General features: G+C 53.0%; 24 protein-coding genes and 1 other RNA gene. 13 read left to right on the forward strand and 12 right to left on the reverse strand.

Features of this window, described 5'->3' with window-relative positions; genetic code table 11:
- The first annotated feature begins 227 nt into the window (after positions 1 to 227).
- The 8 genes from zipA (at position 228) to ORL50_RS14755 (ending at position 9,698) form a co-directional block, all read left to right on the forward strand.
- Complete coding sequence (gene zipA, locus ORL50_RS14720; RefSeq protein WP_266016125.1) at positions 228 to 1,082, forward strand: cell division protein ZipA; 855 nt, start codon at positions 228 to 230, stop codon at positions 1,080 to 1,082.
- Positions 1,083 to 1,146: 64 nt separating this feature from the next.
- The gene (gene ligA, locus ORL50_RS14725; protein ID WP_266016127.1) at positions 1,147 to 3,504 is read left to right on the forward strand and encodes an NAD-dependent DNA ligase LigA; all 2,358 of its coding nucleotides are present in this window, start codon (positions 1,147 to 1,149) and stop codon (positions 3,502 to 3,504) included.
- Between the two features lie 166 nt (positions 3,505 to 3,670).
- Entirely contained in the window at positions 3,671 to 4,837 is a 1,167-nt protein-coding gene (locus ORL50_RS14730; protein WP_266016129.1) for a zinc-binding metallopeptidase family protein, read from the forward strand.
- Positions 4,838 to 5,210: 373 nt separating this feature from the next.
- Positions 5,211 to 5,307: signal recognition particle sRNA small type (gene ffs, locus ORL50_RS14735), an RNA gene on the forward strand.
- Positions 5,308 to 5,579: 272 nt separating this feature from the next.
- Positions 5,580 to 6,662 (forward strand): type I restriction endonuclease, encoded by a 1,083-nt coding sequence (locus tag ORL50_RS14740; RefSeq protein WP_266016131.1) that lies wholly within the window; start codon positions 5,580 to 5,582, stop codon positions 6,660 to 6,662.
- Positions 6,663 to 6,813: 151 nt separating this feature from the next.
- Positions 6,814 to 7,248, forward strand: a complete 435-nt coding sequence (locus ORL50_RS14745) for a hypothetical protein (protein WP_266016133.1) — start codon at positions 6,814 to 6,816, stop codon at positions 7,246 to 7,248.
- 102 nt (positions 7,249 to 7,350) lie between these two features.
- A complete protein-coding gene (locus ORL50_RS14750) occupies positions 7,351 to 7,701 on the forward strand; it encodes a hypothetical protein (RefSeq protein ID WP_266016134.1) in 351 nt (116 codons plus the stop codon).
- Positions 7,702 to 7,736: 35 nt separating this feature from the next.
- Complete coding sequence (locus ORL50_RS14755) at positions 7,737 to 9,698, forward strand: P-loop NTPase family protein (RefSeq protein ID WP_266016136.1); 1,962 nt, start codon at positions 7,737 to 7,739, stop codon at positions 9,696 to 9,698.
- 129 nt (positions 9,699 to 9,827) lie between these two features.
- Here ORL50_RS14755 and ORL50_RS14760 read toward each other — a convergent pair whose 3' ends face one another.
- The 6 genes from ORL50_RS14760 to ORL50_RS14785 form a co-directional block, all read right to left on the reverse strand.
- Positions 9,828 to 10,877 carry a ParA family protein gene (locus ORL50_RS14760; RefSeq protein ID WP_266016138.1) on the reverse strand — a complete coding sequence of 350 codons (1,050 nt, stop codon included), beginning with the start codon at positions 10,875 to 10,877 and terminating at the stop codon, positions 9,828 to 9,830.
- 229 nt (positions 10,878 to 11,106) lie between these two features.
- Positions 11,107 to 11,325: a hypothetical protein gene (locus ORL50_RS14765; protein ID WP_266016140.1), complete on the reverse strand. Its 219-nt coding sequence runs from the start codon at positions 11,323 to 11,325 to the stop codon at positions 11,107 to 11,109.
- A 257-nt stretch (positions 11,326 to 11,582) separates the two neighbouring features.
- A complete protein-coding gene (locus ORL50_RS14770; RefSeq protein WP_266016141.1) occupies positions 11,583 to 12,350 on the reverse strand; it encodes a DUF3800 domain-containing protein in 768 nt (255 codons plus the stop codon).
- 303 nt (positions 12,351 to 12,653) lie between these two features.
- Positions 12,654 to 13,802, reverse strand: a complete 1,149-nt coding sequence (locus tag ORL50_RS14775) for a hypothetical protein (protein ID WP_266016143.1) — start codon at positions 13,800 to 13,802, stop codon at positions 12,654 to 12,656.
- On the reverse strand, positions 13,802 to 15,061 hold the full coding sequence (locus tag ORL50_RS14780) for a hypothetical protein (RefSeq protein WP_266016144.1): 1,260 nt from the start codon (positions 15,059 to 15,061) through the stop codon (positions 13,802 to 13,804). Before ORL50_RS14780 ends, ORL50_RS14775 begins: the two co-directional genes overlap by 1 nt.
- 405 nt (positions 15,062 to 15,466) lie before the next feature.
- Positions 15,467 to 15,721, reverse strand: coding sequence for a helix-turn-helix domain-containing protein (locus tag ORL50_RS14785; RefSeq protein WP_323055236.1), 255 nt, complete (start codon positions 15,719 to 15,721; stop codon positions 15,467 to 15,469).
- Positions 15,722 to 15,883: 162 nt separating this feature from the next.
- Between ORL50_RS14785 and ORL50_RS14790 the strand changes: the two genes are divergently transcribed.
- The 3 genes from ORL50_RS14790 to ORL50_RS14800 are packed head-to-tail and all read left to right on the forward strand — an operon-like array spanning position 15,884 to position 17,038.
- The gene (locus ORL50_RS14790; protein ID WP_266016146.1) at positions 15,884 to 16,222 is read left to right on the forward strand and encodes a hypothetical protein; all 339 of its coding nucleotides are present in this window, start codon (positions 15,884 to 15,886) and stop codon (positions 16,220 to 16,222) included.
- A gap of 60 nt (positions 16,223 to 16,282) precedes the next feature.
- Positions 16,283 to 16,714 (forward strand): response regulator, encoded by a 432-nt coding sequence (locus tag ORL50_RS14795; protein WP_266016149.1) that lies wholly within the window; start codon positions 16,283 to 16,285, stop codon positions 16,712 to 16,714.
- A 45-nt stretch (positions 16,715 to 16,759) separates the two neighbouring features.
- On the forward strand, positions 16,760 to 17,038 hold the full coding sequence (locus tag ORL50_RS14800; protein ID WP_266016151.1) for a hypothetical protein: 279 nt from the start codon (positions 16,760 to 16,762) through the stop codon (positions 17,036 to 17,038).
- A gap of 390 nt (positions 17,039 to 17,428) precedes the next feature.
- Here the strand turns inward: ORL50_RS14800 and ORL50_RS14805 are convergent, their stop codons facing one another.
- Both ORL50_RS14805 and ORL50_RS14810 read right to left on the reverse strand, forming a co-directional pair.
- On the reverse strand, positions 17,429 to 18,049 hold the full coding sequence (locus ORL50_RS14805) for a recombinase family protein (protein ID WP_266016153.1): 621 nt from the start codon (positions 18,047 to 18,049) through the stop codon (positions 17,429 to 17,431).
- 597 nt (positions 18,050 to 18,646) lie between these two features.
- Entirely contained in the window at positions 18,647 to 18,877 is a 231-nt protein-coding gene (locus ORL50_RS14810; RefSeq protein WP_266016155.1) for a helix-turn-helix domain-containing protein, read from the reverse strand.
- A gap of 195 nt (positions 18,878 to 19,072) precedes the next feature.
- Between ORL50_RS14810 and ORL50_RS14815 the strand changes: the two genes are divergently transcribed.
- Entirely contained in the window at positions 19,073 to 19,429 is a 357-nt protein-coding gene (locus ORL50_RS14815) for a helix-turn-helix domain-containing protein (protein ID WP_266016157.1), read from the forward strand.
- A gap of 863 nt (positions 19,430 to 20,292) precedes the next feature.
- On the opposite strand, the gene ORL50_RS14820 is transcribed toward ORL50_RS14815, so the two are convergent.
- The 4 genes from ORL50_RS14820 to ORL50_RS14835 form a co-directional block, all read right to left on the reverse strand.
- Complete coding sequence (locus ORL50_RS14820; protein WP_266016159.1) at positions 20,293 to 21,126, reverse strand: hypothetical protein; 834 nt, start codon at positions 21,124 to 21,126, stop codon at positions 20,293 to 20,295.
- 582 nt (positions 21,127 to 21,708) lie between these two features.
- Positions 21,709 to 22,695, reverse strand: a complete 987-nt coding sequence (locus ORL50_RS14825; RefSeq protein ID WP_266016161.1) for a phage antirepressor KilAC domain-containing protein — start codon at positions 22,693 to 22,695, stop codon at positions 21,709 to 21,711.
- A 211-nt stretch (positions 22,696 to 22,906) separates the two neighbouring features.
- Entirely contained in the window at positions 22,907 to 24,202 is a 1,296-nt protein-coding gene (locus ORL50_RS14830; protein ID WP_266016163.1) for a site-specific integrase, read from the reverse strand.
- A 441-nt stretch (positions 24,203 to 24,643) separates the two neighbouring features.
- Complete coding sequence (locus ORL50_RS14835; RefSeq protein WP_266016165.1) at positions 24,644 to 25,411, reverse strand: sulfite exporter TauE/SafE family protein; 768 nt, start codon at positions 25,409 to 25,411, stop codon at positions 24,644 to 24,646.
- A gap of 193 nt (positions 25,412 to 25,604) precedes the next feature.
- Between ORL50_RS14835 and ORL50_RS14840 the strand changes: the two genes are divergently transcribed.
- Positions 25,605 to 26,474 carry a LysR family transcriptional regulator gene (locus ORL50_RS14840; RefSeq protein WP_266016167.1) on the forward strand — a complete coding sequence of 290 codons (870 nt, stop codon included), beginning with the start codon at positions 25,605 to 25,607 and terminating at the stop codon, positions 26,472 to 26,474.
- The last annotated feature ends 1 nt before the right edge of the window (position 26,475 follow it).

Below are 26,475 nucleotides of genomic sequence, written 5' to 3' on the forward strand. Positions count from 1 at the left end.
CGGACGACGTGTTTGAGGGCCTCGTCTTACAGCTAATTCGACATATTCGCACTAGGCAGGATGACAGACGGTGTAAAGTTGCCTTTGGTCGTGCTAGTTTAATATCAATTTTTCGTATACGTGGGCAAAACGCCTGTCAGAACATAGAGTTGGCGCCACGTTTTAAAGCGGTTTGCGAGTTGTAAACCCCTTATTTTTCAGCATTTTTTATAGAGGCACGGGATTACATGGAAATCGGTCTGCGCGAGTGGCTGATCGTCATCGGCATTATTGTCATTGCCGGTATTCTTTTCGACGGCTGGCGCCGCATGCGCGGCGGCAAGGGAAAACTGAAATTCCGTCTTGACCGAAATTTATCCAATCTGCCGGACGAGGACACCAGCGCCGAGCTGTTGGGCCCGCCTCGCGTCCTGGATACCCATAAAGAACCGCAGCTGGACGAGCATGATTTGCCGTCGGTCAGCATGCCGGCGCGTGACGCCCGTGAATCGGGTTCCAAGCGTGGCAAGCGCGGCCATGGCGAGCCGTCCCAGGGCGACTTGAACCTCAACCTCGACCTGGACGGCGGCCCAAGCTTCAGCAGCCGCGACGACGATTTCCCGGACGACACCAAGCCGGCACACGCCACCAGCGAGCGGGAACAACCGCAAGCCGAGGAAGTGCTGGTGATCAGCGTGATCTGCCGCGACGCTGCCGGCTTCAAGGGCCCGGCGCTGCTGCAGAACATCCTGGAAAGCGGCCTGCGCTTTGGTGAAATGGATATTTTCCACCGCCACGAAAGCATGGCTGGCAACGGCGAAGTCCTGTTCTCCATGGCCAACGCCGTGAAGCCAGGGGTGTTCGACCTGGACGATATCGATCACTTCAGCACCCCGGCGGTCAGCTTCTTCCTCGGCCTGCCAGGCCCGCGTCATCCGAAGCAGGCCTTCGACGTGATGGTGGCAGCGGCACGCAAGTTGTCTCAGGAATTGAACGGCGAATTGAAAGACGACCAACGCAGCGTGCTGACCGCCCAGACGATCGAGCATTACCGCCAGCGCATCGTTGAATTCGAACGCCGTGCGCTGACTCAGAAACGTTGATATAGCAAAAGCACCAACAAATTGAGCAGCCTAGGCTGCTCTTTTGCTTTATGAGAGAACACCCATGACCGCCGCCAAAAACCGCATTCTAGAGCTGCGCAACGAGCTGGATCAGCACAACTACCGCTACCACGTGCTGGACGAGCCGAGCATTCCGGATGCCGAGTACGATCGCCTGTTCCACGAACTCAAGGCCCTTGAAGCGGCGCATCCCGAACTGGTCACCAGCGACTCGCCGACCCAGCGCGTCGGCAGCGCCGCGTTGTCGGCATTTACCCAGGTGCGTCATGAAGTGCCGATGCTCAGTCTCGGCAACGCCTTCGAAGAAACCGACATGCGCGAGTTCGATCGCCGGGTTACCGAAGGCCTCGACCTGCCGGTCGGTGATCTGCTGGGCGGCGGTGCGGCAGTCGAGTACAGCTGTGAGCCGAAACTCGATGGCCTGGCGGTCAGCCTGCTGTACCAGGACGGCGTGCTGGTGCGCGGTGCGACTCGCGGCGATGGCACCACTGGCGAAGACATCAGCGTCAACGTGCGCACCGTGCGTAATATCCCGCTGAAGCTGCAGGGCAAAGGCTGGCCCGCGACCCTGGAAGTGCGCGGTGAAGTGTTCATGTCCAAGGCCGGTTTCGAGCGGCTCAACGCCACTCAGCTGGAAATCGGCGGCAAGACCTTCGCCAACCCGCGCAACGCCGCCGCCGGCAGCTTGCGCCAGCTGGACTCGAAGATCACTGCCAACCGTCCCCTGGAATTCTGCTGCTACGGAATCGGCCAGATCTCGGCCGACATCGCCGACACTCACATCGGCAATCTCAAGCAGCTGCAGCAGTGGGGCATGCCGATCAGCCGTGAGCTGAAGCTGGCGCACGGCATCGACGAATGCCTGGATTACTACCGCGACATCGGCGAACGCCGCAACAGCCTGGCGTACGAAATCGATGGCGTGGTGTTCAAGGTCAACAGCATCGCCTCCCAGCGCGAACTGGGTTTTCGCGCTCGCGAGCCGCGCTGGGCCATTGCGCACAAATTCCCGGCGATGGAAGAACTCACCGAGCTGCTCGACGTCGAGTTTCAAGTCGGGCGCACTGGCGCCGTCACACCGGTGGCGCGGCTGAAGCCGGTCAAGGTCGCGGGCGTCACCGTGGCCAACGCGACCTTGCACAACATGGACGAAGTTGCCCGGCTGGGGCTGATGATCGGCGACACCGTGATCATCCGTCGCGCTGGTGACGTGATTCCGCAAGTGGTGCAAGTCGTCACCGAGCGTCGCCCGGAAAACGCCCGGGCGGTGCAAATCCCCGAGCAGTGCCCGGTGTGCGGGTCGCATGTCGAGCGCACCCAGCTGGTCAAGCGCAGCAAGGGCCGCGAGACCGTCAGCGAGGGCGCGGTGTATCGCTGCGTCGGTCGCCTGGCCTGCGGTGCGCAGCTCAAGCAGGCGATCATTCATTTCGTCTCGCGTCGCGCCATGGACATCGAAGGCCTCGGCGACAAGAGCGTCGAGCAGTTGGTGGATGAAGGGCTGGTGAGTTCGCCGGCGGATCTGTATGCCCTCAAGTTCGAGGACATCGTCGACCTCGAAGGCTTTGCCGAGCTGTCCAGCAAGAAGCTGCTCAGCGCCATCGAAGACAGCAAGAAACCGAGCCTGGCGCGCTTCATCTACGCCCTCGGCATTCCCGATGTCGGCGAGGAGACGGCCAAGGTCCTGGCGCGCTCCCTGGGCTCGCTGGAGCGGGTGCAGCAAGCCTTGCCGCAAGTGCTGACGTACTTGCCGGATGTGGGCCTGGAAGTGGCGCACGAGATTCACAGCTTCTTCGAGGATGCGCATAACCAGCAGGTGATTGCCGAGCTGCTCAAGCACGGCCTGCAGATACAGGATCAGGGCGAGCTGGGCGCCGAGTTCTCCGCCAGTACCACCCTGGGCGGATTCCTCGACAAGCTGCATATCCCTTCGGTCGGCCCAGGTGGCGCGCAGAAGCTGGCAGACAAATTTGGTTCGCTCGAAGCGGTGATGAACGCCGACTGGTTGGACATGCGCCAGGCGTTGCCAGAAAAGCAGGCGAACGCGGTTCGGGAGTTTTTTGCCCTCGAAGACAATCGTCAGCGCGCACTGGCGGCCGAGGCCCAGTTGAGCGAATTCGGCATGCACTGGCAGAGCGAGAAGAAAGTCGTCGAAGGCTTGCCGCTGGCTGGGCAGACCTGGGTCCTGACCGGCTCGCTGGAGCTGATGAGCCGCGACGTGGCCAAGGACAAGCTGGAAAGCCTGGGCGCCAAGGTCGCCGGCTCGGTATCGGCCAAGACCCACTGCGTGGTGGCGGGCCCGGGAGCCGGCTCAAAACTGGCCAAGGCCAATGAGCTGGGGCTGAAGGTCCTGGATGAAGAGGCGTTCGTCGAGTTCCTGAAAAAACACGGCATCACTCCCTGACCGTAGGAGCCCGGCTTGCCGGCGATAGCGATCTCCGGGGCGCCATCGTCCGCAAGCCGGGCTCCCCATAGCTCTGTGCCAATCTTTTCATCCTCGCCAAAAAATCGCGGGAACGATGTTACAGCCCCAATGATCTAGTCTTGGCCAGTCCCAGGGAGAGATCGCCATGTACCGTTTCTTCGAACAGCTCAGTTCCCGCATCGCCGCGCCCTTCGTCGGCGAAAGCTCGCGCAACAGCAAAGTCTGGCAATGCCGCTGCGGACAGTCGCTGTTCTTTCGCAACAGCCAGTGCCTGGCCTGTTCGGCGATGCTGGGTTACCAGCCGGAAAAAAGCCGCCTGTCCTCCCTGCAACCCGGCCCGCAAGCCGATACCTGGCTGCTTGACGCCGACCCGGACGCCGGACTGTTCCGCCGCTGCGCCAATCTCGATTCCCCGGCTGCGTGCAATTGGTTGCTGCCCGCCGATGACCGCAACGCACTGTGCATGGCCTGCAGCCTCAATCACACCATCCCCGACCTGAGCATCCCGGAAAACCACGAACGCTGGCGCAAGGTCGAGACCGCCAAGCGCCGGCTGGTGGCGCAACTGGTCAGCCTGGGCCTGCAGGTAATTCCCAAGACCGTGAATGAAGAAACCGGCCTGGCGTTCGACTTCATTGGAGTCGATCTCGACGGCCAGGCACCCACCACCGGCCACGCCAACGGCCTGATCACCCTAGACATCAAGGAAGCCGACGACGCCCACCGGGAAAAAGTCCGGGTGCAGATGCACGAACCGTATCGCACGCTGCTCGGGCATTTCCGTCATGAGGTCGGCCACTACTACTGGGACCGCCTGATCGCCAACAGTCACTGGCTGGAGCCGTTCCGCAGCCTGTTCGGCGACGAACGCGCCAGCTATGCCGAGGCCCTCGATCGCCATTACCAGCAAGGCGCGCCGCTGGACTGGCAGCAACAGTGCGTCAGCGCCTACGCCACCATGCACCCCTGGGAAGACTGGGCCGAAACCTGGGCGCACTACCTGCACATGATGGACGCCGTGGACACCGCCCTCGGCTTCGGCATGAGCGCTCGGGAGATGGATCTGGACTACCAGCCATTTCCCCACGACACCCTCTACGACCCGCAGCATCCTGGCGGTGCGGCGTTCCTGTCCTTCGTCAACGCCTGGATCGAACTGGCCGGCATGCTCAACGAATTGTCACGTAGCATGGGCCAGCCGGACTTCTACCCATTCGTCCTACCCCCTGCCGTGATCGCCAAGCTGCATTTCATCCACCTGGTGATCCAGGAGGAGGGCGGCAAGGCGGATGAGGTGCTGCAGGATCTGTAGCGGCCTGATCCCAAATCCGAACCACTAAGCACCGAACACCACACCGACTACCGAACAACGCACCGATCCTACGTAGCAGCTGTCGAGCCTGCGAGGCTGCGTTCGGCTGCGCAGCAGTCGTAAAACCGGCACACGCGGTGTATCTGGAACTACGCAGATTCCGGATTGGCGACTGCTACGCAGCCGAACGCAGCCTCGCACGCTCGACAGCTGCTACGCCGTCCCCTGTACGTGCACGTGTCGCGGCTAATCCGCCCTGACGCATGTCCTTGAACCAATTCATTTTTTTTAATCCGCCCGAACGGTTGTAACTTCGTCTCAGATAGGTACAATGGCGCGGCTCGCCGACAGGTGAGTGTCGTTATGGTGACCCCATCGGTCCCCCCGCAACGATTACCCGTGAACCTGGTCAGATCCGGAAGGAAGCAGCCACAGCGGGAACATTGTGTGCCGGGGTGTGGCTGGTGGGGTTACCACCTATCTAAAAAACCGTTGAAAATCAACGCGTTATCAGTCAGAGAATCTCGAAGTGTGACAGCGTTTAGGTACACCTAATTGGTGCACTGTGCGTCGCATTCTAGCTAGCTCCAGTAATATCTCAAAGCTTCGCTCTTATCGGTGTGCTCCCAGCAATCGGCTCGTCCTGCCGTCCGTGGATCTACTTTGTCAGGCAAAGCGTGATTTGCAATTGCCAGTATCGTGGGCTGCCACTAGGATGATGCATCTGAGCAAGGAGCGAGACATGGAATTCGTAGAGCGACTGAACGCGTTATCCGCCAAAATCCGCCAACAGGGTCCGGCAATTCAAACGGAAGAGGCGACTAAGATCGCCTTTGTCATGCCCTTCATAAACTCCGTCCTGGGCTACGATGTCTTCGACCCTTCTGAGGTCACCCCTGAGTACGTCTGTGACGTGGGTACAAAGAAGGGCGAGAAGATTGACTACGCCATCATGAAGAATGGCGAGATCCAGATTCTGATTGAGTGCAAGAAGATCGGTGAGCCGCTGCACATCAATCACGCTAGCCAGCTTTTCCGCTATTTCCATGTCACCAGCGCCCGTATCTCGATCCTCACCAATGGTCAGGTCTACCGGTTTTTCACTGATCTAGATGCTCCTAACAAGATGGACGAGAAGCCGTTTCTGGAGCTAGATCTGCTAGACCTTGATGAGCACGTGCTCCCTGAGCTCCAGAAGCTGACCAAGTCCGCGTTTGATGTGGATTCGATTATCAGTGCTGCTGGTGAGCTGAAGTACGTCAGTCAGATCAAGAAAGAAATAGCTTCCCAGTTCAGCCAGCCTAACGATGACTTTGTGAAGTTCTTCGCCAATCGCGTCTACGATGGAATCATTACGCAGAAGGTCCGGGATCAGTTCGCTGCCTTGACTCGGAAGGCTCTTGTTCAATTCCTTGGTGATCAAATTAATGATCGTCTCAAGTCGGCCATGAGCGGTGCTATTCAGCCTTCTTACGCACTATCTGTCGTTGAGACCAGTATTGCAGCTGAGTCGGCAGAAGAGTCAGGCGAGGATCGCGTTCAAACCACGCTCGATGAACTGGAAGGCTTTCATGTTGTGAAGGCTATCGTCCGGGCGGTGGTTGATGCCAAGCGAATTGTTCACCGGGACACCCAAAGCTATTTCGGCGTATTGCTCGATGATAACAATCGCAAACCTATTTGCCGGCTTCACTTCAATCGGAGTCAGAAGTATATAGGTATCTTCGATGCTGAAAAGAACGAGACGCGGCATCCGATATCATCTGTGGATGATATCTATGGATTTGCAGATCAGTTGAAAGGAACCATCTCTCTGTACGAGTAGTTACTGTGCTCGCTTACACGCACTTCTAGAAAGTTGTCCATTGTGTTCCTTTTTCCAAAGACGAGTGTTCATAAGCACGTCTTTAGAGGCGTGATGGCAGCAAGCGTATTGCACGCGGTAGCATGTGCCCAGCACTGATAAGGAATTCGCCATGCACGCATGGAAAGCGGTAACGGTGGGCTTGATCGTGGTCCTATCTGGATGTGTGAACCATCCACTGGATTGCTCGATGGGAGTTGCAAGAGACGACTGCCTTCCCGGTACCAATGGCTATGCGAACAGACAAGAGGCCCTTAGAAGCCTCGCGGCGGCTAAAGAGCTGCAATCATCCAGAGATGATGCTCAATGCCAGTCCTACGGTGCTGCACCGGGTTCTGACGCTTACGTGAACTGTCGTGTGCAATTGGACAACACCAATACAGATCTGCAAGCACATGCCGAGAGGGAAAAGCGCCAACGTCTTGTGCAGATGCTGAACTTACAAAACCACAAGTACCAGCAGCCAGTTCCCCAACCCTACGCGCCTAAGCAAACACATTGCACTTCCACGGCCTACGGCCAGACAGTCAGCACCGACTGCTATTGACTCGCAAAGCGAGCCGGCGGAAATGAAAAGCAGGGGTAGCGGACGTCGTAGCAACTATCGTGATGGCGAGCATCCAGATTCGCGTTAACGACGAGGACAGCCATGAGTGACTCAAACGGTAAAGAGATTTCTCACTGGATGGTAAAGGAAACGCTGGCGGAGCATCTGGTGCCGCTGCTTGTGCATTATGACGTCAAGTGGCGTGGGCATGGGGTCATCTATGTTGACCATGAGCAATACAACATCATCACTTCCCACAGGGTCCTTGCTGACTTGAGTGCCAGTCTCGGTGTGCCTATCCCACTGGTCCGTTCTAGGTTGGTCGATTTGGGTTGGTTCAACGATGTTCGCAGTATCCTGCCGGTCCGAGATGGCGTCGCGCGCGTCATTGATAAGCTGGCAGCATGGGAGGCGGATGATCCCGAAACTGATGAAGAGTATGGCCAGGATTGACCCCGTGGCGTGTCGCCCCCTAGTTGCGAGTTCATATGCATCCGGAACATTTTGATTTATCTAACCCTGTGTTCTTGCCCATTACAGATGAAACCTGTGCGGGCTTGTTGCTTGCCGATGGTGCAAAAGCGCTTGGCGTCCTGACGGATCCAGAGCTGGCGGCGGTGTTGGTTATCCAGAATCTGGCTCAAGCGGCAGAAAAAGACCTTAATGCAGGTGCGGCAGAGATCGTTCTGGCCAAACTCATTGCGTGGGCCGTCGATTCCCGAGCGTCAGCGGCTGTAGGGTTGTTGCCTGAGGCTCAGCGGCTGTTCGATCCACGGAAGTTGTACTTCGGCCGAAACGTCATCAAGAGCTTAAATCTGCGTTTTCTTCTAGCCGATGAAGTTTCAGCGCGGGATTACCTGCTACCCGATGGCAATTGGGATGCCGGGTACAAGATCCGCCACCATTTGAGCAACAACCCGTTCAGCCAGCAGATGGTGACGCCCAAGCACCGGGAGCACTGGTTGACCGCAGCACAAGACAAGCTGGTCAGAACCTTTCGCGCCAATCTGGACGAAGATCTGCATGTTCAAGGTTATGCAGGGATAGGCAAAAGTCACTTAATAGGTGCCTTGATGGAGTGCCTGCGACCCGGAGGGACGCTGGTGCTGGCATACACGCCTGAAAAACTGGCGACTCTCCGCAAGCGCATGGGGGTCGCTAGCGACAGGAACACAGGCACGACCTTCGAAGCCTTTGCGAAGACCTTATTGCACGGTCCCAGGCCTCAACCCGAGAGTAAGCCTGTCAGGACGCTGAACAAGAAGGCGTTATCGCAGGAGCTCAATATCCTTGGTTTTCGTGGCCAGGATGCGCAGACGACACTCGACGCCTGTCTCAGGGTGCTACAGCGCTATTGCCACTCCAGGGATAACAGCTTATCGGCCAAGCATCTACCTCATTTCAAGCAAGCCTTATCCAACCTGGATGCCAGGGTGCTTCTTGAGTATTCGAGCCGGCTGTGGTCTTACCTTGAGGCAAACCCGGCATGGGGCAGTCGGACCGAGTTCGAAGTGTTATTGCTGATCAAGCGGGCAACCCTGGCGGGGTGCGTAGTGCCTGCTCGTTTTACCCACGTCCTCATTGACGAAAGCCAGGATGTTCCCGCGTCGTTGCTACAGATCATCGAGAGGGGGCGCCAGGTTTTGATTACCCTCGGAGATGAGTATCAGCAGGCCAGTGGCGAGATCTTCAAAAGAAAGCGCGAGGTACGGCAAAGCGATGTGAGCTACTCCGTTCGCTCTGGCCGCAATGTCGAGCGTCTAGTCAACCCGCTGATCTCCCTACACTCGGAGAAGAGCAAGGTCCCCTTCGAAGGTGCTCGTGATGCAGACGTCGGTATCGAGCACTATCCGCAGGGCTTCGTACCGCCAGAGGGCTGCGTTGTGCTAACTGCCTCTCGCTGGGACACGATGAAGTGGTTGATCCAAATGCACGATTCCAGCTGTCCGTTCAGTTTTCCGGACAAAGCGGCGAAGCAGGACCTTGAGCTTTTCATGACCACTGCCATCGAGTTGTTCAAGCCGCAATACTACAGTGTTGAGTGCAGCGCGGAGGGGCCACATAGGTATTTCAGCGAGATGGCCGATTGGCAACAGGTGCGTGATGCGAATCAATTTGATGAGTCGTTTCTCTGGGTAGAGTCCGAGTTGGAAAAAGGCTTCAAGATTGCCGATTTGACCCGGTTGAACAGGATGATTGGTAGCCCCGGCAAGAGCTGCGTGCTGATGATGGCAGAAGATGCGGGGGGGATGGAGTTCGACCGCGTCCTGCTGACGCCCGAGCTGCTCACAAATGTGAAGTTCAAGGATGCCTATGAGTTCGATCAGCGGATCTGTCTCGTGTACATCGCGATCTCGCGCGCCAGGCAACAGCTTTACCTTCCCTACGATGTGATCGAATGGGTCGAGTACCACAACTACCAGAAATACCGCGAGCTGTACGGCTACTAGATGATGTAATCACAAGACTGTGGTGCATTAATTCTACCCAGGAAAACCCACGAGAGTGGGTTTTTTTGCAACCTGAATAGCTCGCTTAGCGTTTCATTTCGACTATTCTAAATTTGATTCGTTCGACTGCTAAAGCTTGCTTACAAGCTCCTCGATAGTTTGCTTACACAGATCGCGCTGCTCTTTAGCTACTTGTATTTGCTCGCCATAAACCTCGTACTTGTTCCTGTCCATTCGACTCATTGGAATGCCTTGATTGGCTGCCACTACGCCCGCACTATTGAAGTCTCTCAACTCGACGCTATACGCATCCTCAAACTCAGATTGAGTTTTTGGTATAACATCTGTCTTAATAAACCTATCGGGATTTTTACTATACTCTTCATACATTTTTTTTGTTGCTTCATTAGACAGTGCTTTAAACGCGTGCGCCGCCCCTTTTTGCTGAGTGAACCTGTTCCCTAACAATAAAGCTATTTTAGGTCGATCAATGCCGAAAGCATCTACCTTGGACGAAAACGTGTATTTGCCGTAAACGGGGTGCGTTTTCTCAGTACCCCAAATAAGATTAAACAACCCAGTGATCGCAAAGATTGATGAGTCATCTGCATTAATTGGAACGAGAAGATAATCGCCTGACAATATTGCAATTTGCGTATACACAGAAAAACTTGGATTGGTATCTATGAAGTACGTGCAGGGCCGATCAGTTAACTGGCGCTTAGTCAGTTCCTTTATAATTGTGTGGATATCGATCCAAGGCTTATCTGTTTCTGAAAGTGGAGTTGCATCTGCACGCTCCGACAGCAACGGAGCAATTAACTCCAAATTGCCATCGCCAGACAGAAGGTAAAGATTGTCAGGTACGTGCTGATTTACGTCTGCCAGTTTGGTAATATACTTATCAAGATCAGAAGTTCCAGATCTTGTGATGCTGTCCGTAATATACCCAACGACCGTTTTAGGTGTTCCCAACGTAATGAATTCTTGAAGCTTTACTTCCGCTTCTTTTCCTCCCCCCATCAGCATCATTGAGACGTTTGCTTGTGGGCACATGTCAATAACTATCACATCGCGATCAGGGTTTTCTTCTGCGTAAACAGAGGCGACATGAAACGTAATAGTGCTTTTACCTACGCCACCTTTGTTATTCCACATCACATAGCTTTTGTTCGTCATACCGTTCCCTTTCACTTTTTAGATTTATGAGCGAGTTTTCCCGCACTCAGCGTTAATTAGTGCCACGCTCACTAATAGCACAATGCCAACACTTAAAGTACAAAAATATAATCTTCAGATTAGAAAAATGCTCTGAGCATTGAGAATGCTGAGAATGGCACCCGCACTGTTTGCATCGTAGCTAATTCTGCACTCGCTCATGCAAGAGTAGACGGGGGTTTGGTAACACCTACGACTGGCGTAGTCGCATGATGGCGTCGGTGATGCCTCTAGCATTCACGTCCAACGTTTCCATGGCCGTCGTTGCGTTAGCGGCCACATTCCCAACTCCATTCTCTGAAAGCCACTTGGTGATTTCTTCGATAGCAGCACCTAGGGCATGCTGGTTGTGCAGGAGTAGTGTCAGTGCGTCCGCTGTGGCTACGTTGCTTTCAGAGCTATCTGGCATGGCTATCGTCCTTGAGTGATGGTGCGGGAAGTCTAATCATCTCGCCGCTAGTTTGAGGCCACTTTTGCGGGTCCGCTGACACCACGGTAAATGAACAGATTTGCCCCGCCATTTTCATCGGACTCGACCAGCAGACTCGGCAGTCGTGATTTGCTGTGAACGACCCTTAGCTGCCGGTCAAAATTGGCTGAAGTTGGCCGACTCCCGCCCGTCATGATCGGCAAGGGGCGGCCGCCGATTCTCCAAGCTCACCGAACTTACTCTAGCCCTTTCGCGACTCTGTCTAGCCGGTGTCCCTCATCGAAATTTGATACCGAGAACCCCCTTTCTAATTGAACTTTTTGGAGTTCGTCACTGTTGATTTCCATGGTTGCGACCAAATCCAAAAAGGCATAATCCGTATCCGTCCTGCTAGATTTAACACCAAGATTTGTAGTTCTGTTAATACAGAAGGCAATAAAGTCTGCAATCTGTAGAAGTGGCTCTTCTGATGAAGACTCGAAAGAGCCTTTAAAAAATGGAGCACGTTCAGAAAAAACACTATGCCCAACAGGTGTTCCTTGCTCTCCATCAGTTCTATTATCCACAATTAGCGTTAGCTGACCATGATTTCTAATAGTATAGATATCCTTAAGCTTCACAAGCAGGCAAAAAAGCGACAAATCAGAACGCTTAGATAGATCCAGCCCATCCACCATGCCCGCGGCTGGGAATTGGATAAAAGGGTGATCCTCAAAGGTTCGATCATCAATAGTCTGTATGTGCACCTTCCATTTATAGTGGCTATAAATCTGCGAAAAAAATTCAAAAATATGTAAATTTTCCATATCAACTAGGTGGCTCCAAGGGCCATTCCGGTTGTATATATCTACAAAATGGAATTCATTTGCTTGGACCTTAAGCTCACGTCGCACGTATTCCAAGCAGTTCTGCATTTCCACTCGCAAATGAGGAACCTGGCTATCTGGAATAGCAACTGCTATATGTGTCCGCCGATCTCCAGTCACATATTTTGAAAGGGACATTCCCCCTGAACTATAGGTATCATCGATTACTATGTGCATAGCGGTTCTCAGCAAACAGGAGTGCTTATATTATCCCGTATCGATAGGCAAACGCCTTTCCGCGGCGAGTGTCCATCTAGCGAGTGCTCCTTGGGACCACCAGAAATTCTCCTAATGGCGTAGCCCACTAAGGCTTGATACCAGGGCAACAGGGCTCAGGACAAATGAGTCCGCTTTTGGCCGATTTCTGCCTGTCACTAGGGCCCGCAATTAGACCACTACAAATTAGCCTACCTAGCTTTCCGCCAGGTAGGCTGAGATTTTCTACTTAGATTGATCGTTACGGAAAAGCTCGGTTTGTTTCTTTTCAGGAACGCTCCGATCATGCGGTTCGGCGTCGCTCGGGGGTGGGCTTGATATCCACGCTGTCGCGAATCTCTTTCTATCTATCCCGGAGTAATCCAAAAGCGCACCTAACATTGCCTTTGATGCGTTACTAAGATAATCGAAAGAAGCTACGTCCAGGCTGTAGCTTTCCATCTCTAAATCTTTACCAACAAGAAAAAGCTGATCAGTCTTGAGAAGTTTCATCGCTTGGTCGGCAATAATCTCCGCCGGAATAGACTCAAGGTCCTGCTTCAGGCCTTGTTCGACAGCAAGTGCACTAGCCTTGCCAGCGGGGGAATATTTTTCTATAAGTGCCAATGCAAGTCGCAAGCTACGCTGGCCCTGATCGCTTGCGAGAGCGCCATATCTGACTGCCTGTAACATCAAATCGCGCCGTTCATCAAGCGGGCGAAACGCGGCATCTACGCTCACGAAGTCCAAACTCTCGCACACGATAGCTCCAGCAAGATATGCTAATCGCCCAGATGCGATTGCTGCGGGAGAGTTTGGTCGATAGCTTATGGCTGAAGTCGCAAGTCGGGAAAAACTTTCTAACGCCTTAACCGCCGATCGTGCACCAAAACCGTCTGAAAGCGAGGACAATATCTGGTCGCGTGAATTTTGGAAATATTTTCCGCGAAGATCGTCGTCTACTGATCTAAGGCTAGCGGTGAGCTGTTCGTCCGTAATTCGCTGCGGATACAAGACACTATGGCTGGCCAGTATCCGCTGAATGTCATTCCCATCGATGAGTTGTAGATCTAAATTTTCTGCTATAGCTCTAAGGTTTGTTCTTTTGTCAGTGGTGGCGACATAAGCTCCATCGACCTTCAATGCAGTTGCTAATCCACTCGTCCAGAATATCCTTTCAACGGCCTTTGGGCGTTGCTTGTATTTGATATCGCAAATTTGAACTCGTCTGGCCGAACCTGTCGGGCGCTCATATAGCCACAGGTCCACATCTGTTAGATCTTCCTCCGCGAAACGGAATGGCACTCCTCTCATGACGAAAAAGCCGGCCCGTAAAAAATATGCCCTTAACAACTCTTCTAGCACAGCGCCCTTTCCGAGTGTCTTGTCGCTCATTAGAAGTTTCCTCCACGAACTGCCTCTAATATATCTCGGGTAGTACGCTTGCTCATTGCGGATTGATTTTTTCGGGTTGAGATCCGTTTTGCTTCAGGTCCTAGATAACCTGACATAGGTCTACTTCCAAGCACTGTAAAAGGTTGGGAGTAGGCGTTGCCCTTGGTAAGTACTTGCAATGCAAGTTCTCCTACCTCTTTTTTAAGAAGACGCATGAAAAAACGCTTGGTGAGTGTGGGGTGTGCACGAATTTTTACCACTCGGTTGATCTCTAGGACCCGATAGTCCTCACCAATGGCGGTAGCTGGCCCGATCTCTGCACCTGAGATAAGCTTACTTAGTAGGGCGGGCAGTTGGTCAATTCGACCGCTACCACTAGATCTTGCTGTCATTCCATAGCTCAGTGCGGCGACTAAAGATTTCGCCATATCGAAACAATCGTCAATCATAGGGTCCACAAACTTATGGAAAGCTGAAGGAGATGTTACGTAAATGTGGCCTCCTTGTTCGTTAGTTACATGGTTGAGATCAAACATCCCTGCTGCGATAAGTTTTTCAAACACTGGAATCGACAACTTGTGCTCTATTATTTGGTGTGAAAGGCAACCCACCCGAGCAAGCTCCTCGTTTACCTCTTGAAGCAACCTACGTTCTGTTTCTCCGAGGGATGATAAAACCTTTTGAGTCTTGCTGATGGAGTCCCTTCGAAAAAGGTTACCATTAAACAAGAGTTTATCGTCACCTTCTCCCTCGCGGTCAATGAAACCAATTTCTTCAGCGCGATTCAAAAAGTCGTCGACTTGAGAGCTTGAAAGTAGATGCTCGTCCCCAATCTCTTCGGCAACACTCTTCCGTCGGACCGGCTCTGCGGAGGCAAGCTCTGCAAGTGTAAGCGATGCTTGCTCGTAATCGTTGGGTTCGGCATCTTGGAAAATGTCAGACGCCTGTGACAATGCCGCTCGCGTAGTCACACCTAGAATTGCGACTTCATTCTCGCTCTGAGATATAAGACGTCGTTTCTCAAGCAGTTGAAGGAGGCCAGTCAACTCAAGTCTAGGGTTAAGGCCTGAGGCCACTGCTATGGCCCTCACTTCCGTTTTGGTGATGCAGTCTTCCCCAGTTTGGCCAAGCTTCGTGAGAAGTGTGGCGGCCTTCGCTGCCTCGTCTAGAGCCGGAAATTCGGCACTACCATTTGCGTCCAGTACCAATTTCCGCCCGTGGTGAATGATCCAGGCGCCTTTGGTTTCCTTATTATTCATCTCAAAATCCTTACGAGAGCATTGGGGTAAGAAATCATCCAGCGAATATGGCAAAGGGCCTTTATAACAGATTCATCATCTCCGGCAGTCGATATCAAGACGCGATGGCGCCGTGATACCAGGAGGAGCGGCTGAGAGGATCTGGTGGGAACAGAAAGTTAGCCGCCTTTCAAGAGCCACAGGCATCGAAACTTTTTCCAATTCGGCACCTACTCCGACGGAATCTGCCCGTGAATCTGTGGCGGAAATATCAGTGCGGATGTGGCGAATCGGCGGACATCTTGCAAAATGTGGGTCGGGCCTTAACGCCATTCCCGTGCCATCTCGCTGTCAGCGGCTATAAATTCAAAATATCACTGGCATGAAATAGCCGCCCGTAGGCGGCTGATGTCACGCTGACGGGGCTTACAGTGTCAGCTCCCTCTTGATGCGGTACACGGTCGCAATACCCACGTCTGCAATCTTGGCAATTTCTTCCACGGTGTTGCCGTTCCGCTTAAGCAACCCAGCTACCTTGTCCCACTTTGCTTGATTACGTCCCTTGCCCGCTGGCTTCCACTCTGGCTCTGCCACACGCTTGTCTTCCAAACCTTCCCGAATGCGTGCTACCCGCTTCTCTTGATCGAGGCAAGCCATTGTCGCCATCATGTCAACCAGCATGCCGCTAGATCGGCAATGTGGGGATGATTGTGGAGCCTTCCTCTATACAGCAACTGGTTTATGCCGCCAGAGCATTACAGGCAACATCTTAAGATCATCGATGCATAAGCATCACCCTTTGTCACGCCAGCCTTGAAGGCCATGCACTGGAAACGATACTGTATGTATATCCAGTTAACGGCGCTACCGAACATGACAGACGACCTAATCGACGACAGCGGATTTGAGCTTGGAATGCCCAGCCTCACAGACATGCTGCGTCACGAATGTGATTTGCTGCACTCCGAGCTTGAGGTGGTGCGGCGTGACCTTCGCCAATCGCACAAGAACCTTGCCGGGATGATTTGCATGTGGCGAGACAGCAACAAAGAGTTGTCAGCGTTGAAGCTGGAGCACGAGCGGTTGAGGTGGACGTTGAGCGACATGTACCAGCGTGAAAGGGAGCTTGAGACGGCGAAGATGGGGTATGCGTATGGCGATCACGGCAAGACGAAACCGTAGACCCAGCACCCCTAAGGTGAAAGACTCAGAGACCCAAACTGGAAGGCGCACAACATCGCCATGGAAGTGAATTTTCAGCTACAGCCTATCAATGGCGAAATCATTGTGGTGGAGGATGACACTCTTCTACGGGAAATCATGAGAGAAATTTTGGCGGATGTTGGCGCTCAGTGTGTTGCGTTCGGCACCGCTGATGAAGCGTTGGTTTACATGCTCGGTTCAGGCACCAAGTGTTCACTGGTAGTAGCTGACCACGGGCTACCCGGACAGCTACAGGGTGCAGAATTCGTATCCATGGTGCATAGCCGATGGCCGGAAATCCCGGCGATTGTCACCTCTGGATGGACTGATCATTTCATAGGGCTACCCCCCAATACCTGTTTTTTGCCGAAGCCCTGGCCGGTGGACGGGCTCGTGAAAGCTGCTGCGGAACTGCTTCAACCGGGTGTGCCCGTGAGCGAGAAAACTCCGCCCCCAAATGATGAAGCGTGACGACGCAGCACGACAGGATCAGGCACACCATCAAGGAGATGCACCATGAGTGAATATGAAGTCGGATTGGTAAGGCAATACACGGATGCAATCAGCGCCCTTGGTGTCAAAGCCCATTCAGGAGCAGAGGTAACTGGGGAGGTGAAGTCGGCTGTGGCAAAACACTGCGAACATTTCAGGATTCTCAAGTCGAGCAGACCAGCAGCCAACCTAAATGCTTACAGGGCAGCATTGAAGATGGCGAGTCAAGTCACCCATGAGTCTCAGCCCAAGGTCAAAGCTACTTTTGACTTCGCCCTAAGCGTTTGCCCAACTGAGCTGTGAATTCACCGAGGGATAAACGTAGGGGCGATGTTTCCAGATTCCCAATTTTTTCGCCGGACAAGGTGCAACTCTTGTGGCGATTGGAATTCTTGGCTAGAAAATAATACTGGCGAGATTTTGCCAGTCTTGCCCGAAGCATTGAACGCACCAGCTATGGCAGATAGGTAGTTACACGTGATTATAAAATAACAATGGTTCTCATTTGATATGATCACTCTTAAGAGCCTCTATACACCTCCATGATGGCTTGTGGCTACCCATAGACAGAACGCCTATAGCAGCACCACAAGAGCTTATAGAAGGCATTACACCTGTCATCTGATGTGGGCATATGTCAATTGGCAATACAAAGCCCCCTCAAGGCGGGCATCTGGGTATATCAACTGAGGGTCAGGTTTTAAGCTCACGCTTGATGCGGTAGATCGTGGCAACTCCACACCCCACCAGCTTGGAGAGCTCATCAGCGTTCATGGTTGGATGTTTGGTCATTGAGTCTTGCACACTCTTCCAGAGTTCGGCGTTCTTGCCCTTCCCGGCTGGCTTCCAATCTGGGTCAGCGGCGCGTTTGTTCTTCAACCCCTCGTTGATGCGCTCCACGCGCTTGGCCTGATCAAGACGGGCCATTGTCTGCATCAGCTCAATCAACATGTCGTTGATCACCCTCAGCACCTCACCAGCAATGCCCTCTGCTGCCATTTGCCAGCTTGTTGGAAGGTCAGCCACTACAAGACGTAGGCCCTTGGCCTTGATCGTTGCCTTGAGGATTTCCCAGTCAGCCTGTGAGAGACGCGACAGTCTGTCCACAGATTCACACAGTAGGATTTCGCCGGGATTGGCAGTGTCCAGCAGGCGCATCAGCTCAGGGCGCTCAAGCTTGGTGCCGCTGATGTTCTCGCTGTAGATGCCTACAACGGACAGGCCCTGAGAGGTGGCGAAGGTTTCAAGAGCGGTCTTGGCACGGTTGGCGTCTTGATCCTTGGTGGATGCACGTAGGTAAAGGTGGGCGTTCATGCTTGCTATCCTTTAGGCTATCGATTAGATAGACCAAGCATAATCTATCAAATACCCAGACACATATAGGTATTTGATAGCAGAATCAGCCCTCAGACAGACGGTTATCGCACTACCAGACATGTCTACTCCTTTGATAGCTTCCGTCTGGCCGATCTCGTTTGTTGGTCGCGTTGCCGATGAGCTGCAAGTGTTGTCGCCAATGATTGAGCGGTGTCTATGTCTATTCGATGAAGTACGCCATGTACTTCTATTCAAAGTACAAACTCGGTACCAGCGACGTTCGCTTTGTACTCTATGGGGGAGTACAAGAGCCAAGCACGGGTATCCAGGTCGTACTCCAGCTCAGAGTACGAACCCCAGTGTTGATTTTTCCCTGCCACGGAGATCACCGCAAAAAGCCAATAGCCATGGAAAGTTCATGGATATAAAAGAAGAGTGCGATTTGCTTGACACCCCACGCTTGTATCCCACGGAAACCGAAGTTTCGATGCTTTTAAGGTTATGAAGGGGGTGTGACCGACGCCTGCGAGGCAATAGATACTGATTAGTTTTTATCAGCTAACCGAAGGGAGTCTGTAGCGAGGCCGCCAGCGGTCATGTGCCGATAACAAGAGCTTCCACATCGGCGATGAGTGCAGACGGTTGGCATTTCAATGCAGTGGCCAGTTTGAAGATCACATTGATGGTGGGCTGGTTCACACCTCGCTCGATGAGACTTACGTAATTCCGCTGAACATCGGCCTCCAGCGCCAGCTGTTCTTGGGTCAGCCCTGCAAGTTTCCGTCGCTCGCGAAGAACCCTACCGAATGCCAACCCTGCGTCCAAGCCGTAACCCCCTGAGTGAGGGGTGAACTGTCGTTCCCATGGCTTGCCACGTCTTCACAATATACTGTGAATATTCGCGCCTACATGGCACCATTCTCCATTGCGTTGCTGGCATCGCTGGTCAGCCTGAGGGCCAGCCTAGAGCCATCGTGTGAGCTAGTTAAATTGACTACAGACCCCTCTTGGAGCTGCGTGATGAACGAACAGAATGTTTCAACCCCATATGCCGCTGATGGCGAAGATGAAGCCCTATACGCCAACCAATTATTCTTGGGGAAATTGAGTGGGATGAATCGGACACATCCCCACGCTACGTCAGTCATGCTTATCTTGATGTCGAATATGGCTGGCAATGGGTCGGTGAGGGTTACTCAGGCGACCATAGCGAAGGGGTGCAACAGCACGCTACAGCAGGTCGAAAAGGCGATCGCCGACCTTGCGGATGCTGGCTGGATCTACTCGGTGGATGCCAGTACCGAACCTGGTGGTCCGCTAGTGTGCTTTGTTAACCCCGATCTGGTTAGGGCGGAAAAGCCCGAAGAGCGGATGTAAACCAACTCCCCCGGCTCCATGGCTTCGTAGCGGTAATGTGAGACGGGATTGGCACCGAACTGTCCGAAGCCCATCTTTGCAATGCTCACCCTTGGACGTTAACGTGCGTGGGGTGGGCTAACCCTAGCCCATCTAGGTGAGCTACTTAAGTTGGCCCACACGAACTTTGACGCAGTTGCTCATCAGCACGTCCCATAGAAATCATGCCTGCATCACTCCACCTCAAGATAATCAGTGAGGCAGGAGCGAAAGCTCCACAAAGCTTTTGATCGTTATTGTGAAGGGTTATCAGTGACGTTTACGTCACGTGTGTCAGTATTCAAGAGGTAGTCTGGCAAGGGGAAGAAAGAAAAGAGGGTGGTGCAGCACTACTCCACCCTATTAGCAGAATTATCACCCTGCCAAGTTAGTTGTGACGTTTGCGTCACGCAGTAATACTCTATTAAGTAATATGATTGGTTAATAACTGTAGAGGTTCAAGAAGGGAGTATAGGGGGTGACCCCCTCCCGCTGTTGCTCTTGCTTTGAATTGTGCGGGAAGTACTGGTGCCCGCAGGCACGCACTTAATATTCCTCTTGGGTTGCTCTATCGTGGCTCACGCCACAAGTACTAAGCAAGGTTGAGAGCAAAAGCAAAGCGGGGAGGGCTGTCCGCCCCATCTCCCTTGAACCTATAGAGTTTATAATTCGTGCCTGTTGGGCACAGGTTTATATTCTTGGCGTAAACGCCATAAGTAATAAGCTCCTACAGTTGAACCTAACCTCTACAGTAGCGTGTCCGACATCTGCCGTACACTTAGTATGGTGGGCGTGAACTTCAACTTTCGGACAAATGAGAGTCGTTCTCGCCTGCGATCCTTTGGTCAGTGTCGTGTCCATCCCTGTGCCTGTACGAAGTCAAGGAACGCGTCATGCGTGGATGGCTCGGGGTAGTACTTGATTGCCTCGGTTGATTCCCCGGTTCCTCGGCGGTGAGTGTCCTTGGCGGCCTGAATGTCGAGGTTTCCTTCAAGCTCACCAACGAGGGTAGCCGTTCTCTCTAACAGCTTTTCCAGCGGTTCTTCACCGTAGCGTTTTACTGCTAGCTTGAGCAGATACTGCCGCACTGCGTAGCGTTGTTTCGTCCGGGCAAGTACGCCTTCTTGGCTGTCAACCTCCTGCATCGTTCCATGTAACGCGATGTACTCAGTCACGTACTCATCAAGCCTGTTCATCAGGTCGGAGGCGGCATTGAACAAGAAATCACTGCTGGCCCGTGGGTTGTCTTCATCGATCCAGTCCGCCAAGAACAACGCGTTACAATCAGACTCAGCGGCTTGTTTTCGCACCTTGGCCTTTACCCGTTTAATGTGGTCGGAGGTGTAGTTGCTTTCAAACCGGCCCGTCGAGGTGTTCCATGTACTGCCGTATTCCTGATGAAGAATGCTCCGCAGTTCGTAGTCGCGAATGCCATGCTTGCGGCTAGCGAGTGGAAACACTCGTTCTATGGACTTGTCAAACGGTGTTTCAATTCTCGATACGGCTCTTCGTGTCTTTAAGGGCTTGGGAACGCCCTTTACCAACTTTTTAACTTGCCGCTCAGTAAGCCCGGTAGCGTCTCTGATCTGGTCCCAAGTCGCACCGCTCTTGCGAAGTTCGATTGCGGCCTGTTCAGCGGTTGTTGTTTCGGTTGCAGTATAAGTAGTGTCGTTCGTCATGTTGATCTTCAATCAGGTAACGGTTCTTTAATTGATATGCAAACCCTCGGTGTGTTCCGGCTATTGTCGGTGGGAGCGAGTAGCCTTTATCGCAGACGGGAGAAAAGGCATCTGCTCAGCGGCCTATTGGCTTCAGGAGGTGCTGTGGCGTCTACGAGTAAGGAGAGGTGTTGCGGGTGTCAGCGATTTGGCTGGGGCTGATTGTAATGCGTGTAAGCTGGCCGTCAAGAAGGAAATAATGGGGCAACTACAGCGTAAAAAGTTTACGAATCCGGCTGTTGTAACGAGGCCGTCGTATATAGCCTGCTAGGGCGTCATTGCCGCAAGTGCTTACATGTGGGTTGGTTTGCGTGCTGGAGGTCTATATCGGCCTTGCAAGGGCTCTGGGGGGCTTGCCTATCGTAATTACATCAGTTTAATTGGTTTGTCGGGCGACCATCCAACTTCCGCCACGCGGCATCAGTTTCCTTCAGAAGTGCTTCCAACTCTTTCCACTTCTTGGCTTTGTATAGCTCTAAAGCGTTACTACCTGGAGCAAGGTAGTGCCCAGGGCGGTATTCAACGGCATCGCGGTACATATCGTTACTCCGATAGGTCTGGACTACCCGCTTTCTTCAGATGCTTCTGAATGTACTGCTTGCCTTTTCCAGTAAGAACGGTCTGAGTGTAAGTAATCTTCTTACCATCCGCCTTAGTTGTGGCTTTATCGAGTACGCGGAAGTGCCCAGCGTCCAAGTGCTTCTGGTATGGCTTGTTGTCAGTCATCAGTATTTCCGACTCACGCATCCACTTAAACAACTTCTTCTCGCCGTACTCAAGTTTCTTGGCGAAGTCACCAATTGACTCTGTGTTAACTGCGGAACGAACTTTCTGGTAGTACTCAACCTTGGATGCGTCCTGGGCAATCTTCTGGTCACGCTCCTTCACAACTTCCAGGGCCAAGGTGCGACCTTCGAACTCGCTTGCCCATGCTCGTGCTGCTTCAGCCGGGTTGGAGAAGTTCGGTAGTGCTAGAGCCGGAGGTTTTGCAACCTCGGCTTCCAGTTCATGAAGACGGCGGATCACTGCTAGCCGCAATGGAGCGCTGTAGCCGGTGATCAGTGTTTCAGTCAGGTCGCGTGGTAGGTTTGCAACCTCTACTTCACGTCGCGAGTTGTTCCGGCCAGGGATAAAAGCTGTTCCCCAAATCTGGGGAGCAGCAAAATTCAGCAGACCCAACATGGTCCGGATATCACGAACTACGTGGTCGTGACGCTTCCCAGTAAGCTGAGCAATCTCTTGGCTACTCATAGTCAGTCTTTCGCTCTGCTGCGGGCTCTGCGTGGCCACACCTGTTAGCAACTGTAGAACAACAACCTTGTGACGCAGAGCGATGTTGTAGCCGGTGATCAACGTTTCTGTCAGGTCGCGGGGTAAGCGGATTTCCGACGAGTAGCCACGTGAATCCGTTGAAATTTTTACATGATCCAGATTTGGATCATCTTTAATTTCATCCAACACTACGCGGATGTCACGCAGGATATGGGCGTGATCCTTCCCCGTCAGCTCCGCGATCTCCAGGCTGCTCATCGTCGGGACTCCACCCTGTGGGGTCACCGCAGTGGCCAACAATTCTAGCTGGACCGGTGGATCCTCCTGGACCTCTGGTACGACGACTTTAAACCGGCAGCCGACAGTGCGACAGCGTTCCTAGGAGGGCTGGGCCGCCGGATGTAGATGCTGACGTGTGCCGACTACACGGGCATGTAGTCCCGATGCGACCCGATATGCGGGATATGTTTTACAGCTCTATTCGTTGTAGTGCCTCAGCCATGGCTTTCAATGGACTGCGGCTACCATAGATGCTGAAGGTCACTGCACCGTCCTCGTGTCCGGCTATCCGCTTGATCAGCGAGTCCTGGACACCAGCATCCCGCAGGTCGTCGATGAGGGTGTGCCGGAAACTATGGAAGGTTTTCCTAGAGTCGGTTATGCCCTGTTTGGTCTTGTACCGACCGAACCACTTCGACGGTGCGTGTCCAAGCTTCCCTCGCACGGCTTCGAGTTCAGGGAACAAGCGATCTGCTCCGGTGTTCCGGACTGTTTCAGCATGCAGCACCAGCCCAAGGTCGATTAGGGCAGGGTGCAGTGGGAGAATGCGCCGGCTGCTGGAGTTCTTCAGGTTCTGGCCTTCTCGGGTGTCATCGATGCGGATGCACTGGATGCCCTGCTGTTCGATGACGTCATCCACGCGCAGTTGGCACAGTTCTTCCAGGCGTGCACCGGTGGCTCGCCCAAGGAGTGGCAACCAGTAACGCCACGGATGCTTGCGGGCTTCCGCCTTGAGTGAGTCCAGATTGAGTAGGGTGGTTAGGTCGTGTCTGTCAAAAGATAGTCGGGCCTCCTTGGCCGACCCCGTCATTGCCTTGAGTCCAACCAGCGGATTGTCCGTGATGTACCCGTTCGACTTACACCAGTTCAGGAAGGCGGAGAGCTTGCGTAGGCGATTGTTCACTGTAACTGCGGTGATGGTCTTGTAAGTGGCGCCTGACTCGACCACCTGCATCAGGGTCTTGCCTTCATATTCTGGGCGTAGGCCAAAGTACTGCGGGCATCGACTGAGCCGTTCTTTCAGCAGGCGGGCTTGTTGTGAGTCGAACGCCTCGACAGGCATGTCGCCCATCAGCTCGAACAGATCACGTAAGGCACGCTCCACTTCGAACGTGCTGACCTCCCGCCAAGTACCGCCACGTTTTCCTTCCTCTATATACAGCTTGGATAAACTGGCTAGGGTAGGACCTTGAACGTGGCGCTTTACGGTAACCGCTTGTGCTGTCCTTGGAGCAGGCTGGATGGTTGGCGATGGGGCAGAGTCTCGCCACTCCGAGCACAGCTTACGTAGCGTCTGAACGTCTGCTAGGGGGTGTTCGTTCAGGTGGTCGTGTACTTGCTGGGCGAGTGAGGCAGCGAGAAATAGGGCGCTCTGCCGGTGTCGAATATTCAGACTCAAACGCAGAGTGTGACACCTCGGGAACAGATGTTCGGGTAGCCGGAGGTTCAGGTAATAGACGGGTCCGCGACGGGTTATGTAGGCCATGTTGTCCACCTGTGTTGTACAGCAAAGTTGTACAGTGCTGACCACACCCCGTTTTCTAACTGCCTGTGCAGCACGTTCGCACGGTAGATTTCTTGCAACCCCAAAAGCCTGAAATCCCTACCCCGTAAGGTCCGCAATGATGCCCGAGCATGCTTGCATGCCACCTGGTCAGATCCGGAAGGAAGCAGCCACAGCGGGAACATTGTGTGCCGGGGTGTGGCTGGTGGGGTCGCCACCTTTCTCCAAGTCGTCTGCGTCTGCAACGATTTATCAGCAAAAAAATCCTGAATAACCTTAACGCCTGTTACCCCTAAGGGGTAAGCCGAGTCCGGCATGCTGTGCTTGTCAGATTTGTTGCACAGCTTCCTAACGACACCTTCCGTCTATCACATCCGCACCAATGCCGAAGACTCACGGACGCATGGCCATTTGAGTCCACGCTTAGGCGAATATGGACACTCCCATCCTTGCGATGAGGAACAGAAGTAAAATCAAAAAAAATATTCGAATAAAACCGCTTCCATAACGCAGGGCTAAGAAGACTCCAGTCAGTGAGCCAGCAATGTTACACAGTCCAACGATTCCGCCTATAGCCCATAAGACGTTGCCGGCTGGGATGAAAAACATCAGCGCTGCAACAAATGTCCCCAGGTTGACAAGTTTTGCAGAAGCTGAGGCATTTAAAAAATCGAAGCCGAAATATTTTACAAATATAAAAAGGAGGAGGCTGCCACTTCCCGGTCCGAAAATTCCATCATAAAAGCCGACCAAACCTCCGAAAAATACTCCGAGCAGTACTTCTTTCTTGCCATATCTCATGTTGGAACTGAATTGGCCCAAATCCTTTTTCATAAAGGTATAGGTTGCCATTGCAATCAACACGATAAAAACGACATATTCCATGAGCTTTCTTGGGATAAGGGACACTGATATAGCGCCAAGAAATGCGAAAATAAATCCAGAAATCATCGTTGGAACTATAAGCCGCCAAGCGATTTTGATTCTCTGTGCATAGGTGAAAATGGACAAGAGGTTGCCGGATAAAACAGATAGTTTGTTGGTCCCAAATACCGTGGCAAGACTATGTCCGGGTAAAGCGTGCATAAGTGCTGGCACCTGAACCAGTCCGCCCCCGCCAACTGCCGCGTCAATCAGGCCGCCGCAAAAGGCAAAAAAACCTAATGCGATGAATGTCTGTTGGAAGTCCATTAGGTTTCTCGGGTTGGTGTCGCTAATGACTTGGAAGTATTACAGGCCCTCTTCAGGCCTTACGCCAATCGCCAGCTCTGGCCAACCTGCAGTGGGGTCGGTCTCGAGTGGTCGGTAAGCTAATTCACTTGAGACGCGGCGGACAAGTGACTTATAGTGATTAGAATATTCACTTGAAGTGAGCGAAGGATTGATGGAACTGTCACAGCTGAACATGTTCAAGGTGGTCGCTGAGCAAGGCAGTATAATTCGTGCGTCTGAATTACTGTATTGTGTTCCATCAAACATAACGAACAGGATAAAGCTTTTAGAACAAGAGCTGGGCGTAGCGCTTTTTATCAGGCAGGGCAGGGGGCTGGTTATAAGTCCTTCCGGGAGGGTGTTTCTCAGCTACGCGAATAAAATCCTGTCGTTGTGTAAAGAGGCACGCGGAGCGCTTGCGCCTGGGGCTGAACCGTCAGGGATATTAAACATTGGCGCAATAGAATCTTCTGCTACCGGCAGGTTGCCTAATCTGTTATCGAAATTCCGTCAAAATCACCCTGGTGTGCAAATGCACTTCAGTACAGGGAACTGGTCACAGTTGGTGAAAGATGTTCTGGCTTATAAATTGGACGGTGCGGTGATTGCGGTGAAAAATCAGCACCCGGACTTAGAATTCCAAGAGCTCTATAAAGAGGAGCTTGTATTAATTTCGTCGCCCTTAATCGGGAAAATCAACACTGCGCAGGATTTGCAGGGCAAGCCTATTTTCATGTGGCCTGAAGGCTGCCCTTACCGAGCATCGCTGGCGAGTTGGCTAGATGTGCATCGAATATCTTCTGCGATTAACGATATTGCAAGCTACGGCACTATCCTCGGGTGTGTGAGTTCTGGAGCCGGAATTTCTGTTGTACCAAAAGGAGTTTTTGAGCAGTTCAGGAACATCGGAGACATTGAAGGGCGCACCTTTGATGACTTGAAGCCGATACAGAATTATTTCGTATGGAACAGCCATGCTGGGCCTCATCGTGCGCGTGACGCATTTGCAGATTTGCTCATGGATGAATTCAAGCAGATTTGAA

Origin of the sequence: Pseudomonas sp. RIT-562 (assembly GCF_026241895.1) — a bacterium.
Lineage (GTDB): Bacteria > Pseudomonadota > Gammaproteobacteria > Pseudomonadales > Pseudomonadaceae > Aquipseudomonas > Aquipseudomonas mandelii_F.